The organism is Leifsonia sp. KNZ13-11D (assembly GCF_056754895.1).
The window spans coordinates 151,269-166,977 of record NZ_JBPGWU010000001.1 but is presented as its reverse complement, the minus strand read 5'-3'; the positions used below and the strand labels follow the sequence as shown (position 1 = coordinate 166,977).

Below are 15,709 nucleotides of genomic sequence, written 5' to 3'. Positions count from 1 at the left end.
TGGTTCGCGACGTTCAGCCGACCCAGCGGGCGAGCAGCTCGTCCCAGTCCGCCTGGTAGCGGCCGAGCCCGAAGCGCTCCAGCGCCCACTCCCTCGCCCGCTCCCCGGCCTCGGCCCCGCGACCGGGGTCGTCGACGAACGCCCGCACCGCGGCATGCAGTTCGGCCGGGTCGGTGGAGACCACGCCGACGCCCGGGACGACGGCGCGGCGCGCATCCGTCGCATCCAGGGCGACCACCGGGACGCCGGCCGTCATCGACTCCAGCAGCGACAGCCCGAGCGAGGTCCACCGGTTGGGGTGCACGTAGACGCGGCGGCGGCCCACCTCGGCGAACAGGCGGGGAGCCTCGATGTCACCCGCGGCGACCACCCGGTCGTCCCCGACGCCCAGCGCCCGGGCGAGCCCGTCCACCTGCATGCCGAACACGTCCACCGGCGCGACCGCGGCGAACCCGCCGAGCAGATCGGAGCCGGTCACGCGCCACCGCCGAACCGGCTCGTTGATGACGGCCGCCGCACGCGGAAGCTCGCCGGTGAAGTGGTTGCCGTAGTCGACCACACCGTGCTCGATCACGGTCGTCCGCGTCGACCCGGCGTCCCAGAACAGCGCGTTGAAGTGGGTGACGTGCGCGATCATCACATCGTCGCGATCGGCGAGCGGATGCCGCGAGTTCGGAACGCTGTCCTGCGGGGTGTTGTGCTCCACGAAGATCACCGGCACGTCGACACCGGGAGTGCGGCCGGTGAGACGCTGCACCAGCTCGAACTCCTCCAGCCGCTGCAGGATCACCGCGTCGAACGGCGTCGACGCGAGCTCCGCCTCGGGGACGTCGACCACGGTGGCCGGCCAGTCGCGGTCGCCGACACCGCCGCCGCCCTCCGCATCCAGCGGCAGCAGGTAGGTGTGCCTGCCGCGGACGAACGCGTCCATCCACCCGCCGTGGACCTGCCAGACCAGCAGCCGCAGCGCGCGGCTCACAGCTGCGACCCGGGGCCGGGGTGCCCCCGGACCTCGAGCGGGCCGGTCTCCGGCGCGGGGCCGTCCTGATCCTGACCGGCCGGGACGCCCGCGTGGGTGTGACCGGCGACCCCGTGCGCGGCCGTGTGCGGCTCCTTCTGCGCGCACAGTTTGCCGCAGTACGGGCAGATGTACCCGTCGCCGAGGCGCGCCTCGCCGTCCAGGCGGTAGTCGAGCACGTCGTCTTCGCCGACCAGCACGAACTCGACGAAGGCCGGCCGCTCCAGCGACGGGATGGGCACCCGCATCCGGGCGAAGGGCCGCCTGTCGTCGTCCAGCGGCACCCAGAGCTTGTCGGGCGCCGGACCGAAGATCGAGCCCGCCTTGTCCACCCGCCCGGGCCGGTGGTCATCGCGGACATGGAGGATGTGGCCGGCGCGGATCATGTCGCGGGGGAGGGCCTGATACGTCTCCGGGATGCCGTACGCGATGGTCCCACGCCGCAGGCGGGCGAAGCCCTCCTCGGTATCATCGCCCATCACGACGAACGGGGGCGCCTCGGGCCGGCGCAGCACGACGGCGGTCCCACCGGACGGGCTGTCCGAGATCAGCTGCAGCACGGCGCTCGCGGCGACGGTGGTCTGGGTTCCTGGCTCCACACCGACCGCCTCAGGCATGCGCCACCGAGACGAGCTCCGCCTCCCGGCGCCCGAGCTCCGCGTCGAAGCGGGCGCCCCAGACGCGGTCCGCCTGCTCGATGAGGCACTCGGCCAGCCGGCCGACGACCTCGACCTCGCCGATCAGGGCCTCGCCGTCGGGGCCGTGCCCGGCCACGCTGCCGCGCAGCAGCCAGGCGAAGCGGTCGGGCCGGGAGCCGTCCTGCGGGGCGTGGCGCGGCGCGGGCAGGCGGCTGATCTGGCGGGCGATCCACTCGACGCGGGGCAGCGTCCACCACGGCTCGGCGTCGAGCGGATGCGCGCTGAGGCCGGGAAGCGGGAGTCCGCTCTCGGCGTCGACCGACCCGTCCTCCAGGTCGGCCGCGTAGCCGGCGGAGTAGCGGACGAACAGCCCCGGCGTCTCGTCGAGCAGCCGCTCGACCTCAGAGAGCTGATACAGCACGGAAACCTCCAACGGGGACGGCGTCGTCCCGGCGGGCGACGCGGTAGCGGCACTCCATCCGGGTGCGCGAGACCAGCTCGAAGACATGCCAGGACGGCCGGTCGAGCGACGGGATGGGCACCCTGACCTGCGTGGGCGCATCGCCGTCGGCGTCCAGGGGGACGAAGACGATGACGTCGGTCGCCCCGAACACCGAGGCCGAGCAGGCGAAACGCGCCGGGGCGTGACTGTCCGAGGAGACCACCACGGCGGGATCGGACTCCGCCGGGTACTCGTCGCGCGGCTGCTCCCGGTACGGCTCGCTCAGGCCGTGCACGCCCGGTCCTCGTCGCATGCGCACGAACAGATCGCGCCCGCCGAACACATCCAGGCGGAGCGACGAGGGGACCGGCCCTTCGGTCAGAACCGCGACGGGGGTCCGGGCGCGTCGCGGCAGCATCATCAGCACTGCGCTCGCCGTCATATCGCCCATGCAAGCAAAGCTAAAGCGGACCCTCCCGAAAAGCAGGGGATTGACGAAGCGGCCGAACCGTGCGGCCCGATCAGGGCATGTGGTGAGCGATCTCGTCCTCGGACATGATCACCATTCCGCCGGTGCGCTGCGACGTGTGCATCAGCGCTTCCAGCCACTGCGGGTTGATCGCCGGAGGGCGGCTCCCGCTGAACTGGAACGCCAGCGGCACCTCGCGGCTGATCCAGAGCGACACTCGCCCGGAGCCCTGCTCCACCGGCACGTCCCAGTTCAGCAGGAAGCTCTCGTGACGCCGGAGCTTCGCGACGATCGCGAGCTTGACGTGGCTGAGTACGCGGTCATCGAGGTCGTACTCCTGTCCGGCGCCGTAGACGAGTTTTCCCATAACCTCATAGTGCCTTAACACGGCACTGAAATCCTTTCGTGTCAGGGGGATTGACACCGGTCCCAGACCGTGGTTATGACAATGCGACGCGCTGCCCGGCCGCCACGAGGCGGTCGCGCAGCACATCGATCGCGACGTCCTGGACGGCGCGCCCTCCCGCTGCGGCGAGCGCGGCCGCCGACCCCGCGGCCTGCCCCAGCATCATGTACTGCGGCTCCATCCGCACGGACGCGAACGCCACCGCCGATGCCGACAGGCAGACCGGTACCAGCAGGTTGGCCGCATCCTCCCGGCGGGGGAGGAGCGACGGGTACGGGATGCCGTACAGCGGCACGGGCACGGAGAGGTACCCCTCGGTGAAGATTGCGCCGATCGGCTCGGGATGCTCGTACACCCAGCGCCAGATCCGCTGAACCTCCCGGACGTCGATGTGATACGAGCCGAGAGCGACCGTGTCGGGCGGGATCGCTCCGGCCAGGAGGTCGTGCTCGGTGAGGACGCGCTCGCCGAGCATCCGCCGGGCCTCCCGCACGTACAGCTGATGCGGCAGGTGCCCGGTGTCGGCGAACTCGCCGCGCGGCAGCCCCCACCGCGACAGCTCCCGGCGGATGCCCGCGGGCACCGCGGGGTCGTGCGACAGGAAGTAGAGGAAACCGCGCGTGTGCGCCAGGTGGTGCAACCGCAGCTCCTCCCGCCGCTGGGGCGAGGCGTCCGGGTACTCCCACGCCGACCCGTCCAGCACGCTCAGCGACACCGGGCCCAGCGAATTGCCGTCGGCCATCCCGCCGGGCAGGTTCGGTTCGAGGCCGAGCATGGCCCCCGCCGAGCGCTCGACGCCCTCACGACGGTCGCGGGCGAACAACCGCCGACCGAGCTCCCAGTACGCCTCGTCGTAGTCGTCCGGCCGCTCGAACGGGATGCGGTCGGCCGCCGTCGTCAGGCACACCCGGTAGCCGTACGACATCACGCCGCCGTCTCCCTCCCCGATACCGGCGAGCGGACGGTCGTGCAGCTGCGGCACGATGCGCCCCTCCGTCCGGCCCGTGGGGTCGCCGGCGAACGGCGAGACCCACGGGGGCATGGTGTGCATCCCAGGCAGCAGCTCCTGCCGCCCGGCGAACCGTTCGCCGTACAGCGACCGGTCCTCGCGACCCACCCGGTAGGGCACGCCCGCGGCCGCCAGCAGGTCGCCCTCGTAGCTCGCGTCGACGAACACGGCGCCCTCGACCCGGCCGGCGCCCTCGACCGTGACCGCCCGGAGCTCGCGGCCGCCGCGTCCGCCGCCCGTCTCCGCCGTCTCGACTGCGAGCAGGCGGGCGTCGAACTCCACCTCGACCCCGGCGCGCTCCAGCCAGCGGCGGAAGATCCCCTCGGCCACGTGCGGCTCGGGACCCGCGAACCGTCCGGGCGCGGTTCCGTAGTGCTCCGCGATGTCCGCGCGCAGCCGCGCGGCGGCGCCGCCGAGCGCCCGCACGTCGCCGACGTCCGTGTAGCCGAGTCCGCCCGACGTCATCCCGCCCAGGTGCCGGCCCGGCTCGAGCAGCAGGACGCTCGCGCCCCCCTCCGCTGCCGCGACCGCTGCGGCGACGCCCGCCGAGGTGGCGCCGTACACGACCACGTCCGCGGCGCGGGTCATGCTCCCGCGCGCTCCGCGAACTGCGGCAGCAGGTCGCCGCCGGTCTCGAACAGCCCGCGCTCCAGCGCGGTGACGAGGTCCCACTGCCCGACGAGGGGATGCGCGAGCAGCGCCATCCGGAGCAGGCGTCGGTCACCGGTCACCGCGGCCCGCGCGGCCAGCCGCTCGTAGGCGCTGACATGCTGGATGAGGCCGAGCAGTTCCGGCGCGACCGGCTCCTGCGGCAGCGGCGCCGCGCCCGACGCATCCACCCGGCACAGCGTCTCCACCACGTCATCGTCGGCGAGCCCGGCGATCAGGCCGTTGTTGCGGACGTTCACGACGTGGGTGTCGCCCGTGCCCGCGACGAGCGAGGCGAGCAGCGCGGTCGCCGCCTCGCTGTAGAAGGCGCCGCCACGGGCCTCCAGCTGCGGCGGCTTGGTGTCGACGCGCGGGTCCGCGTACAGCTGCAGAAGCTCGCGCTCGACGTCGGCGACGACGGTCGCGCGGGGCGTGCCCGCCTTCAGCTCCGCCACGGTTGCGTCGTGCGCGTAGTAGTACTTCAGGTAGTACGACGGCAGCACCCCGAGGTCGCGGATCAGCTCGCCCGCCACGCCGCCGCGGCGGCCCAGCTCGTCGGACCGCTCGGCGATCATGGGCGGAAGCACATCCTCACCGTCCACGCGGATGTGGCGCACCCACGACAGGTGGTTCAGGCCGACCGGGTCCACCTCGACCCGGTGCGGCTCCACGCCGTGCTCGCGCGCGATCCAGCGCTGCACGCCGATCGCGAAGTTGCACAGCCCGATGGCCTTGTGACCGTCGTCGAGCAGCGCGCGCGTGTTGATGCCGACCGGGTTCGTGAAGTCGACGACCCAGGCGCCCGGGTTCGCCCGCTCGCGGGCCTCCCGCGCGATGTCCAGCACCACCGGGACGGTGCGCAGCGCCTTGGCGAGTCCACCGGCGCCGGTGGTCTCCTGCCCGACGCAGCCGCACGCGAGCGGGAACGACTCGTCCTGAAGCCGCGCCCGCTGCCCGCCCACCCGCAGCTGGATGAGCACCGCATCCGCCCCCGCGATGGCGGCGGTGCGGTCGGTCGTCAGCGTCACGGGGACGTCCGCGCCCTGCCGCGCCAGCATCCGGCGGACCATGCCTCCCACGATCTCCAGTCGCGGGCCGTCGACATCCATGAGCCAGAGTTCGTCGACGGTGAGGCGCTCGCGCTCGTTCCACAGGCCGGAGACCAGCTCGGGCGTGTAGGTGGAGCCGGCGCCGATGACCGTGACCTTCATCGGGGGTCCTTTCGTTCGGGGGTTCGGTCGGGGGTTCGGTCGGGGGTTCGGTCGGGAGTGTGCATGGGAAGGTCGGCGAGGCGGTCGCGCAGCGCACGGACCAGACCGTCGACCGGGCGGAAGGGGAGCGGCTGCGGATCGAAACCGAGCGCGTGCACCCCCGCGGAGACGGCGGTGCGGAAGCCCGCGTCCGCGAACAGACCGCCGGCCAGCGCTGCCGGCGTGCCCGGCGGGACGCGCCCCTCCGCGCCCCAGGCATTGCGCGTCACCACACCGGCGAGCAGCACGGCCTCGCGTGCGGCGCGACCCAGGAGCTCCGTCGCGACAGGATCGCCGTCGGCGGCCGCCCGCGCGACCGTCGTCGCCAGCGCGCCGACGTGCTTCATGCCGATGCGTCCGTCCCGGATGCTGCGGGCGAGGGTCACCGTGTCGGGCGCACCGGTCTCGGCGAGAACGAGGGCGAGCAGCGCGGTCTCCGGCCCCCGGCCGTCCTCGGCGCGGGCGGCCGCGCGCACCGCCTCGCGCCCCAGCTCGTCGCCGCCGCCCCAATCGCCGCTCACCCAGCCGAGCGCCGGCACCGTCGCGACGCCGAGCGGCCCGCGCGCGACCGCGTTCAGCCCGGCGCCGCACACGATGGCGAGCGCGTCGCCCGCCCCGCCGGCGACGTCCAGGACCGCGACCGCATCACCCGCGACCTCGATCACGGCTCCCGGGAACAGCCCGGCGAGAGCGGAGCGGTGCGCCGCCTCGTCGCCCGGGAAGTCCAGCCCCGCGATCGCGGCGGACACCCAGGCGACGTCCTCCGGGCGGATGCGCTCACCGGCCAGAACCTGCCGGACCGCCGCGACGACCGCCTGCGGTCCGGAACCGCTGCCCGCGCCGATCGCGCGCATCCGCTCGACCAGCCCGCCCGCGTCTCCGCGGACGCGCTCCAGCACGACGACCTCGGTCTTCGAGTTGCCGCCGTCGATCGCGACGGCCAAGGCCGGCTCAGGGGCACGGTTCGTGGGCATGGTCAGCGTCGGTCCTTTCGCCGCGCCCATCCTGCCGCAAATATGGGATCGATTCCACCTCTTCGCGCGGAGTGCTGCGCTGGGGCGCTGTCGGGGCGCTGGTCGTACGTACGGCTCCCGTTCCGCCGCCCGCGATTCGTGCCGAACGTCGCCGCGGCGAGCCGCTCTCGCGACATTCGTGCCGAACATCGCCGCGGCGAGCCGCTCTCGCGACATTCGTGCCGAACATCGCCTCGGCGAGCCGCACTCGCGACATTCGTGCCGAATGCTCTCGCCCCCGCCGCGCACGATTTGTGCCGAATCGTGGGAAAGCGGGCGCCATAACCACGATTTGTGCCAAATGTTGCGAGACGAACGCCTCACGACCACGTGGGTCGCGATTCGTGCCGAATGTCGTCCCCGGGGGCCCTGTCCCGACATTCGTGCCGAATGTCGGGACGCATCGCGCCAGCGGGATCCTTGAGGCGGCGCCCCCGCGCTACAGCGCCCGGGGCGCCGCTGTGGACCCGCGGGGCAGCACCTGCGCCTCCAGGACGATCGTCTGCGGCTCGGCGGCCGGGTCTCGCAGGCGCTCCAGCAGGCGGTCGAGGGCCGTCTCGCCGAGGGCGACGGCGTCCTGCGCGACCGCGGTGATGCCGGGGCTCACCATGCTCATCCACTCGGAGTCGTCGAACGAAACCACGCTGACGTCCTCCGGGATGCGCAGGCCGAGGTCGTTGGTGGCCCGCCAGACGCCTTCGGCCAGCAGGTTGTTGGCCGCGAAGATCGCGGTCGGATGGTCGCGGCGGGCCAGGATGTCGATGGCCGACTTGCGGGCGCCGTCGGCGTCCCATCCCGTCGAGATCACGAGCGACGGGTCGGCGGCGATGCCCGAGCCCTCGAGCGAGCTGCGGTAGCCGGCGGCGCGCTCCCCACCCGTGGTCCAGGTGGTCTCGTCGATGAAGAGCGCGATGCGGCGGTGGCCGAGGTCGATCAGGTGGTCCGTCATCCGCTTGGCGACGCCGGAGTTGTCGATGATGACCGCGTCGCAGCGTCCGGCAGAGAACTGGCGGTCCGCCTCGATGACCGGGATGTGCTGCCGCATCAGGTAGTCGGACACGTCACCCGAGAGCGGCGTGACGATCACACCGGCGACGCGGGTCGCGACGAAGGCGCGCGCAGCATCCATCTCGGCCTCGGTCGAGCCCTGGTCGTCGACCAGCATCATCGTGTAACCCTCACGCCGCGCGCGCGCGGCGATGCCGGCGGCGAGGTCCGCGTAGAAGGCGTTCCGCAGGTCCGAGATCAGCACGCCGATCGTGCGGCTGTCCTGCTTGCGCAAGCTGCGGGCCATCGCGTGCGGGACGTACCCGAGGGATTCCGCGGCCGCCACCACGCGCTCGCGCACGCCGGCCGCGACGTAGCCTTCACCGCTCAGGGCACGGGAGGTCGTGGACTGCGACACCCCCGCCGCCAGCGCGACATCCTTCAGCGTCGCGCGGCGCGGAGCCCCCTCCGCGTCGTTCTCGATCATGGGCACCCTTCTCGCGCGGGACGGTCCCGCGCCGGAGCGCCGGACCCCCGGCCCAATCCACCATAACGGTCGCCGCGCGCCCGCGCCTCCCGGGGCCGCCTCGCGGCGCCGCGACCGGTCCGGCCGAGACCTTGGCCGGGATGTGCGACGGTGCCGCATCGCGTCGCACCGGTGTCAGCGCCGGGATGCGGGGCGGCGGCGCGGGATGCCGGCCAGATCCGGGCCGGGACGCGAGACCGCGTTGCCGGGACGCGAGACCGCGTTGCAGGACGCGAGCCAGCGTTGCAGGACGCGAGCCAGCGTTGCAGGACGCGAGCCTGCGGGGCGGCGCCGATCCCCCTGACTCCTCCGCCGCACCGGTGTACCGTTCGCGTCACACAGGCAGTTCCCCCGTCGGCACCGCCCACACAGCCGGGACGGGTCCGGCGCGCACGGCCGCGCAACCCGGGAATGGGCCGGGTTCGGTTGCAGCCCTGCGCGTGAGGACTTATAGTCGCAGCTATGTGGTAACGATGCCACACCACGCCAAAAGGGGCGGGGGACGGATCGAAAGGGTGGCGATGAGGATCACCGAGCTCGATGACGCGACGCGAGGAGGCCGCTGATGGCCGTCCTGACCGACGCGTCGCGCAGCAAGACCCGAACGGGTGACCGCAAGCCGGAGAAGAAGGCGCGGGCGAAGAAGTACAACAAGCGCGAGGCCATCGCGGGATACCTCTTCATCAGCCCCTGGATCATCGGATTCCTGGTGTTCACCCTGGGCGCGATGCTGTACAGCCTCTTCATCTCGTTCAGCAACTACAACCTGGCCACCAACAGCGCGAGCCCGGCCGGGTTCGACAACTACTCCGAGCTGTTCAACGACCCCAAGGTCGCGCTGTCGCTCGGCAACACGCTGTTCTACGCCGTCATGGCGGTGCCGCTCGAGATCATCTTCGCGCTGCTGCTCGCCCTCCTGCTCAACTGGGTGGGACGAGGGGCCGGCGTGTTCCGCACCATCTACTACCTGCCGAAGATGACGCCGGCCGTTGCGACCGCATCCATCTTCCTGCTGCTGCTCAACGGCAACACCGGTGCGATCAACCGTTTCCTCGCGCTGTTCGGCATCGAGGGCCCGCAGTGGCTGATCGACCCGAACTGGGTGAAGCCGTCCATCGTCCTGATGACCCTGTGGGGCGTCAGCGGCACGATGGTGATCTTCCTCGCGGCGCTGAAGAACGTTCCCCAGGACCTTTACGAGGTCGCGTCCCTCGACGGCGCCGGCCCGATCCGGAAGTTCTTCACCATCACCATCCCGATGATCTCCCCGGCGATCTTCTTCAACGTGGTGGTGCTGACGATCGCGGCGCTGCAGGTGTTCGACCAGGCGTATCTGCTGTTCTGGCGAGATCAGACGAACGCGTCGCCGGACTCCTCGCTGTTCTACGGCGTCTACCTGTTCCAGCAGGCGTTCCGTCAGTTCAACTTCGGCTTCGCCGCCGCCATGGCCTGGCTGCTGTTCGTGATCATCCTCCTCATCACCCTGGTGCAGGTGAAGGTCAGCAACCGGCTCGTCTACTACGAAGGAGACAAGTGATGTCGTCCGCGACCCAGTCCACTGCTGCCGCGGCCCTCGCCCCGCTCGCCTCCGAACTGGAGGCCGCACAGCTCGAAGGCGGCAACACCCCCAACCGCCGCGGCGACAAGCCGGTCGGCAACCGCTGGTACAAGCCCAAGTCGATCATCGGCAAGACCCTGCTGTGGATCATCGCCATCGGCTTCACGCTGCTGTTCCTGTACCCGTTCGCCTGGCTGCTCGCGGCCAGCCTGAAGCCGCGGGAGGAGGTCTTCGACAACTCGCTGTGGCCGAAGACGTTCACGCCGCAGAACTACGTCGAGGTGTGGAACCAGCTGCCCCTCCTCTCGTGGATCGGCAACAGCATCGTCATCGCGATCCTGGCCGCCGGCCTGGTCGCGATCTCGAGCTCGATCGTCGCGTTCGGGTTCGCGTACTTCAAGTTCCCCGGCCGGACGCTGCTGTTCGGCCTGGTGCTGGCGACGATGATGCTCCCGGGCGCCGTGACGATGGTGCCGCAGTACCTGATCTGGAAGAACCTGGGCCTGGTCGGCACGTGGATCCCCCTGTTCGGGATGAACCTGTTCGGCTCGGCGTTCTACATCTTCCTGCAGCGCCAGTTCTTCATGGGTCTCCCGCGCGAGCTCTTCGAGGCGGCGCGCCTCGACGGCGCCAGCTACTGGAGGCTGTTCACCCGGATCGCGATGCCGCTCAGCATCCCCTCGTTCATCATCATCTTCCTGTTCGAGTTCCAGGCCAGCTGGAACAACCTGCAGGCAGCCCTGATCTACCTGAACGCGGGAGGCGTCGACGGCTTCACGGTCCCGCTCGGCATCTCGTATGCGATGACGACGTTCAGCCCCACCAACGGCGGCCACGGCGACTACCAGTACGTCATGGTGGCCGCGCTGATCGTGACGCTGCCGATGCTGCTGCTGTTCGGCTTCGGCCAGCGCTACTTCATCGAAGGCGTGGCGACGCAGGGCCGCAAGGGCTGATCCCGGCCCCTGTCACCGGGCGCGGTCGGACATGGTCCGCCGCGCCCGCTGGCGTTTAAGCCGACGGCACGGTCAGGCGCGGCACGCGGGTGGATGCGCGGCGCCCGCGGGTGGATGCGCGGCGCCCGCGGGTGGACCGCGGTCGCTCCGCGTCCGGTCGCCCCCGGGCCGCGGCACGAAGTGCACGTTGTTGGGGTCGACACGCCGCCCGGCTCCACAACAACGTGCACCTCGGCGAAGAGGGATGCGCCGCGTGGGCCCCGGGCACGAGTCGGGAGTACGTGCGCGAATCGCAGGCGAGTAGCAACATCCACTCACCGCTCGACGGCCGCGGCCGCCCTACCGCTGCCGAGGTGCACGTTGTTGGGGTCGACACGCCGCCCGGGTCCACAACAACGTGCACCTCAGCGAAAGGGGATGCGCCGCGTGCGGCCGCCGCCCGACGGGGCGATCGAGCCGCGTGGGAGGTGCGCGCATCGCATGCGAGCTGCGACATCCACTCACCGCTCGACGGCGCGGGAGCCGCACAGCGCCGAGGTGCACGTCGTTGGGGTCGACACGCCGCCCGGGTCCACAACAACGTGCACCTCGGCGAAAGGGGATGCGCCGCGTGCGGCCGGCCGCCCGACGGCGCGATCGAGTCGCGTGGGAGGTGCGCGAATCGCATGCGAGCTGCGACATCCACTCACCACTCGACGGCGCCGGGAGCCGCGCAGCGGTGAGGTGCACGTCATTGGGGTCGACACGCCGTGGGAGTGCGCAACTACGTGCACCTCGGCGAAGGAGGCGCACGCAGAAGGGGCGGCCTCCCGGTGGGAGACCGCCCCTGGGGCGAGCGGCGTTACTTGCTGCTCTTGGTGGACTGCTGGTAGGCCTTCATGGCCGCGGCCTGCGCGTCCTTGAGGGCCTGGCTGGCCGACTTGTTGCCGAGGAGGTACGACTGGATGGCGTTCTGCAGTTCCGTCTGGATCTGCTGGCCGGCCGGGGACGCACCGAACGACTTGCCGCTGCCGACCACGTCGTAGTAGGTCGAGATCGCCTTGTCGAAGCCCGCGTTGCCGGACGGCTTCACGTACTTGTCACGGAGCGTCTTGTCGGCCTCCGGCGAACCGGTGAACAGGCCGGTGTTGATCGCACCGGGGGTCTTCTCGATCGTCTTGGCGCGGGCCGCGCCGGCGGCCTCCCAGGCCTGCAGGTTGGTCAGGTCGAGCGCCCAGGCGCAGGCGGCGTCCTTGTTCTTGGCGCCGGTCGGGATGACGAACGACGTGCCCGAGGCGACGGTGAAGGGCTTGCCCTCGCTGTCCTTGAACGGCACGGCGCCGATGTCGACCTTGTCGACGAACGGGGTCAGCACGTTGACGTACCACTGGGCGTTGACCTCAGCGCCGACCTGGTCCTTCACGTACTGGTTGTTCTCGCCGAAGAAGTCGAACGAGTCCGTGAAGCTCTTCATCTTCGCGTAGCCGCCCTGGGCGTCCGTGATCTGCTTCAGGACCTCCAGGCCCTTCTCGTTCTTGGAGTCGTCGAGGGTGGGCTTGCCGTCGCTGCCGATCAGCTGCCCGCCGTAGGCGAGCAGCCACAGACCCGCCTGGCCGCTGGCCTGCGGGTCGAAGCCGAGGGTCGACGGGTTGCCGCCGGACGCCTTGTACATCTTCTTGATCGCCGCGACGAGGGTGTCCGGCTTGGAGGTGTCGATCTCGGAGTCGGTGACCCCCGCGGCCTTCATCACGCGCTCGTTGGTGATGATCGCCGGCGGCTGGTAGAACTGCGGCACCGCGTAGATCTTGCCGCCATAGGTGATGTCGTCGACCACCGAGCCGTAGTACGACTTCTTGGGGTCGACGTTGTGCACCGAGTAGCACTGGTCGAGCGGCTGGATGAGGCCCTGCGCCGCGTACGTCGCCACGAACTGACGGTCCATCTGCACGACGTCGGGGACGTTGCCGCCGGCCACGCGCGTGGTGAACTTCTGCGCGTCGAACGGGGTCTGGTCGATCTTGATGGTGACGCCCTTGAGCTGGTCCTTCGCGTAGGCGAGACGCGAGGTGCCGACCTCGTCGGCGTTGTCGAAGCCCCAGGCGTTCAGGGTGCCTTTGACGTCCTTGGAGAAGTTGCCGCCGGAGGAGCTGCCGCCGCTGGAGCTGCACCCGGCGAGGAGCGCCACCGACGCGGTGAGTGCCACAGCGGCGAGGGCGGTGTGCCTCTTGTTCATCTGATTTCCCTTCAGTGGTGTCGCAGCGGGCGTCCTCGCCCGAGCGAAGAGGTACGGGATCCCCGACCGCCGGGGTTCGATGGCGGCAGTGTGGAAACCTTCCCACATCGCACGGTAATGCAGCAGCGAGGCTCTTCACAAGGGGACCAGGTCCATGGACCCGGTTTTCGTTACTTGATCGTTTCTTACGCTTGTCCGACGCGCTTCTCAAGTCCTAGGGTCGTATGGCAACGATGCCAGATCGACACCGGAAGAAGGCCCGATGCCCCGCATCCGCCGCGCACTGCTGCTCGGACACACCCACCACGACGTCGGCTACACGAACAGCCCGCGGATCATCGACGGGATGCACGCCAGCATCGTGCGCGAGGTGTTGCGGCTCGCCGCCGGGGACACCGCCGCGCCGGGCGATCCCGACCGCTTCCGCTGGACGTTCGAGGTCGCCCGCCCGGTGCTGAACTTCCTGAGATCGGCGGCGCCCGACGAGGTGGATGCGCTCCGCACAGCCACCGCCGACGGCACGATCGCGGTCACGGGCGGCTACCTCAACATGACCCAGCTTCCCGACCTCCCGGAGTTCGAGGCGGCCTACCGGGCGCTGCACCGCATCCGCGACGCGGGCATCCCGGTGCGGACCGAGCAGCACGGCGACGTGAACGGCATCTCCTGGGGCGTCTCCGACGCCATGCTCGACGCCGGCCTCGACCGGTTGGTGATGGCGCTCAACCCCGATCACGGCCGCGCTCCGCTGACGCAGCCGAGCGTGTTCTGGTGGGAGGCGCCGTCGGGCCGCCGCGTGCTCACCCTGCTGTCGACGCACTACGGCTTCGGGGAGGAGTGGGGGATCGTCGACGGCGACACCGAACTCGCGGAGCTGCGCATCCTGGCCTTCCTCGACGGTCTGGAGGCGCGCGACGACTACCCGTTCGACACCGCGGTGGTGCACGCCGGCAACGACAACCGCTGGCCGACCGCGCTCTTCACCCGCGTCGTGCGCCACTGGAACGAGCGCCACCCGGACCGGCCGATGGAGACCGCGACGATCGACACGGCGATGGATGCGCTGGCCACCCAGGCGACGGACGACCTGCCTGTGCTGCGTGGCGAGTGGGCGGACTGGTGGGCGCACGGTCACGGCTCCACCGCGCGCGATGTCGCGGTGTACCGCGAGGCGCGGCGCTTCGCCCAGTCGGCGCGGCAGGCCTTCCGCCTGGCCGCGGAGCGCGGGGAAGGCAAGCCCGCCCTGGCGACCGTGCTCGGCTACCGCCGCGGGCCGGTCCGCCTGCGCGATGACGCCGAACTGGCTGAGGCCTTCGACCGGGTGGACGAGGAGCTGCTGCTCTACGGCGAGCACACCTGGGGCTCGTGGGAGACGTACTCCAAGCCGCACTCGCACTTCACCGCCTCGCACCACAACGCCAAGGCGGGCTTCGCCTTCGGCGCGTTGGACCTGGCCCGCGACCTGAACGTGGAGGCGCTGTACCGGCTGGCCGCGTCCGGCGCCGGCGCCGCCTCGGGCGCCGCTCCCGCATCCACACCCGTGCACGCGTCCGGTGTGCTCCTCGCCAACCTCGGCGACCGCCCCCGGCGCGAAGCCGTGGAGGCGGAGGTCGACGGCACGCGCCGCGTGACCGTGGTGGCCGAGGTCCCCGCGCGCTCGGTGGTCGTGGTCGACGCCCCCGGCTCCGAGCCGTCGCCGGCCGCCGGGCGCGTCATCGAGTCCGGACGCTACCGGGCGGAGGTCGACCCGTCCCGCGGCGGGGTGGTCTCCCTGCTGGACCGGCGCTCGGGACGCGAGCTCGTCGACCCGGGCGTGCCCCATGGGCTCGGCACGGTCGTCGTCGAGGAGGTGACCGAGGAGGGTCGCTCCCATCCGATCTTCGACAACCCGAAGAACTTCAATCCAGCTTTCCCCGGCCCGGCATTCGAGCGCGTGGCCGCCCGCTCGGACGCCGAGCCCGGGGTGGCGGAGACGGCCGCCTTCGCGCGCATCCGGTGGACGTCCGAGCTGCCGGGCGTCCTCACCGCGATGCACATGCTGACCCTGTACCGCGACCTGGACGACATCGACCTCGCCGTGCACCTCGCGAAACCGGAGCGTTCCGGTCCGGAGAGCGTCTTCGTGGCCTTTCCGTTCGCGGTCGCGGAGCCCGAGTTCCTTCTGGAGACCGCCGGTGCGGTGTTCGCGGCCGAGACGGAGCAGCTGCCGGACACCTCGAAGGACTGGTACTCCATCCAGCACGCCGTCGGCGTGCGCGCACGCAGTGCCGATCGGAACGGCGACGACGACGCCATCCTCTGGGGCACCGTGGATGCGCCGCTCGTCCAGCTCGGCGGGTTCCACACCGGGGACTGGGCCCGGACGCTGGACGCTCCCGCGGGTCACGTGAACAGCTGGGTGATGAACACCCTGCACTTCACGAACTTCCCGGCCGGCCAGGAGTTCACCGGCACGCTGCACTATCGCTTCCGTCCCACGCCGGCCGCGGACCTCCGCGACACCGTCGCCCGCTTCGGCGACGACCTGGCACTGCCGCTCCAGGCGCGCGCGTACACGGGACCGCTCGGACGGTGAGC

General features: G+C 71.2%; 13 protein-coding genes. 3 read left to right on the top strand and 10 right to left on the bottom strand.

The window, feature by feature from the left end:
* Positions 1-13: 13 nt before the first annotated feature.
* From ACR9Y5_RS00845 to ACR9Y5_RS00805, 9 genes are all read right to left on the bottom strand, one after another.
* On the bottom strand, positions 14-979 hold the full coding sequence (locus ACR9Y5_RS00845) for a glycosyltransferase (protein WP_481296162.1): 966 nt from the start codon (positions 977-979) through the stop codon (positions 14-16).
* The gene (locus tag ACR9Y5_RS00840; protein WP_481296161.1) at positions 976-1,617 is read right to left on the bottom strand and encodes a hypothetical protein; all 642 of its coding nucleotides are present in this window, start codon (positions 1,615-1,617) and stop codon (positions 976-978) included. The genes ACR9Y5_RS00845 and ACR9Y5_RS00840 overlap by 4 nt, the downstream gene beginning before the upstream one ends.
* A 10-nt stretch (positions 1,618-1,627) precedes the next feature.
* The gene (locus tag ACR9Y5_RS00835) at positions 1,628-2,077 is read right to left on the bottom strand and encodes a DUF6098 family protein (protein WP_481296160.1); all 450 of its coding nucleotides are present in this window, start codon (positions 2,075-2,077) and stop codon (positions 1,628-1,630) included.
* Positions 2,058-2,549, bottom strand: a complete 492-nt coding sequence (locus tag ACR9Y5_RS00830; protein WP_481296159.1) for a hypothetical protein — start codon at positions 2,547-2,549, stop codon at positions 2,058-2,060. The genes ACR9Y5_RS00835 and ACR9Y5_RS00830 overlap by 20 nt, the downstream gene beginning before the upstream one ends.
* Positions 2,550-2,619: 70 nt before the next feature.
* Positions 2,620-2,934: a DUF7882 family protein gene (locus tag ACR9Y5_RS00825; protein ID WP_481296158.1), complete on the bottom strand. Its 315-nt coding sequence runs from the start codon at positions 2,932-2,934 to the stop codon at positions 2,620-2,622.
* Between the two features lie 73 nt (positions 2,935-3,007).
* The gene (locus ACR9Y5_RS00820; protein WP_481296157.1) at positions 3,008-4,570 is read right to left on the bottom strand and encodes an FAD-dependent oxidoreductase; all 1,563 of its coding nucleotides are present in this window, start codon (positions 4,568-4,570) and stop codon (positions 3,008-3,010) included.
* Positions 4,567-5,841: a 6-phospho-beta-glucosidase gene (locus ACR9Y5_RS00815; protein ID WP_481296156.1), complete on the bottom strand. Its 1,275-nt coding sequence runs from the start codon at positions 5,839-5,841 to the stop codon at positions 4,567-4,569. The genes ACR9Y5_RS00820 and ACR9Y5_RS00815 overlap by 4 nt, the downstream gene beginning before the upstream one ends.
* On the bottom strand, positions 5,838-6,854 hold the full coding sequence (locus ACR9Y5_RS00810; protein ID WP_481296155.1) for a BadF/BadG/BcrA/BcrD ATPase family protein: 1,017 nt from the start codon (positions 6,852-6,854) through the stop codon (positions 5,838-5,840). The genes ACR9Y5_RS00815 and ACR9Y5_RS00810 overlap by 4 nt, the downstream gene beginning before the upstream one ends.
* A 478-nt stretch (positions 6,855-7,332) precedes the next feature.
* A complete protein-coding gene (locus ACR9Y5_RS00805) occupies positions 7,333-8,367 on the bottom strand; it encodes a LacI family DNA-binding transcriptional regulator (RefSeq protein WP_481296154.1) in 1,035 nt (344 codons plus the stop codon).
* A gap of 604 nt (positions 8,368-8,971) precedes the next feature.
* On the opposite strand from ACR9Y5_RS00805, the gene ACR9Y5_RS00800 reads away from it, so the two are divergent.
* Positions 8,972-9,943: a carbohydrate ABC transporter permease gene (locus ACR9Y5_RS00800; protein ID WP_481296153.1), complete on the top strand. Its 972-nt coding sequence runs from the start codon at positions 8,972-8,974 to the stop codon at positions 9,941-9,943.
* Positions 9,943-10,920, top strand: coding sequence for a carbohydrate ABC transporter permease (locus ACR9Y5_RS00795; RefSeq protein WP_481296152.1), 978 nt, complete (start codon positions 9,943-9,945; stop codon positions 10,918-10,920). The genes ACR9Y5_RS00800 and ACR9Y5_RS00795 overlap by 1 nt, the downstream gene beginning before the upstream one ends.
* A gap of 841 nt (positions 10,921-11,761) precedes the next feature.
* Here ACR9Y5_RS00795 and ACR9Y5_RS00790 read toward each other — a convergent pair.
* A complete protein-coding gene (locus ACR9Y5_RS00790) occupies positions 11,762-13,132 on the bottom strand; it encodes an ABC transporter substrate-binding protein (protein ID WP_481296151.1) in 1,371 nt (456 codons plus the stop codon).
* Between the two features lie 262 nt (positions 13,133-13,394).
* On the opposite strand from ACR9Y5_RS00790, the gene ACR9Y5_RS00785 reads away from it, so the two are divergent.
* Complete coding sequence (locus tag ACR9Y5_RS00785) at positions 13,395-15,707, top strand: glycoside hydrolase family 38 N-terminal domain-containing protein (protein WP_481296150.1); 2,313 nt, start codon at positions 13,395-13,397, stop codon at positions 15,705-15,707.
* Positions 15,708-15,709 lie beyond the last annotated feature (2 nt).

Bases quoted from the DNA above. Each gene is read 5' to 3' on its own strand.
- ACR9Y5_RS00790 (WP_481296151.1), bottom strand. From the start codon at position 13,132: ATGAACAAGAGGCACACCGCCCTCGCCGCTGTGGCACTCACCGCGTCG.
- ACR9Y5_RS00800 (WP_481296153.1), top strand. From the start codon at position 8,972: ATGGCCGTCCTGACCGACGCGTCGCGCAGCAAGACCCGAACGGGTGAC.
- ACR9Y5_RS00825 (WP_481296158.1), bottom strand. From the start codon at position 2,934: ATGGGAAAACTCGTCTACGGCGCCGGACAGGAGTACGACCTCGATGAC.
- ACR9Y5_RS00830 (WP_481296159.1), bottom strand. From the start codon at position 2,549: ATGGGCGATATGACGGCGAGCGCAGTGCTGATGATGCTGCCGCGACGC.
- ACR9Y5_RS00820 (WP_481296157.1), bottom strand. From the start codon at position 4,570: ATGACCCGCGCCGCGGACGTGGTCGTGTACGGCGCCACCTCGGCGGGC.
- ACR9Y5_RS00815 (WP_481296156.1), bottom strand. From the start codon at position 5,841: ATGAAGGTCACGGTCATCGGCGCCGGCTCCACCTACACGCCCGAGCTG.
- ACR9Y5_RS00795 (WP_481296152.1), top strand. From the start codon at position 9,943: ATGTCGTCCGCGACCCAGTCCACTGCTGCCGCGGCCCTCGCCCCGCTC.
- ACR9Y5_RS00785 (WP_481296150.1), top strand. From the start codon at position 13,395: ATGCCCCGCATCCGCCGCGCACTGCTGCTCGGACACACCCACCACGAC.
- ACR9Y5_RS00805 (WP_481296154.1), bottom strand. From the start codon at position 8,367: ATGATCGAGAACGACGCGGAGGGGGCTCCGCGCCGCGCGACGCTGAAG.
- ACR9Y5_RS00810 (WP_481296155.1), bottom strand. From the start codon at position 6,854: ATGCCCACGAACCGTGCCCCTGAGCCGGCCTTGGCCGTCGCGATCGAC.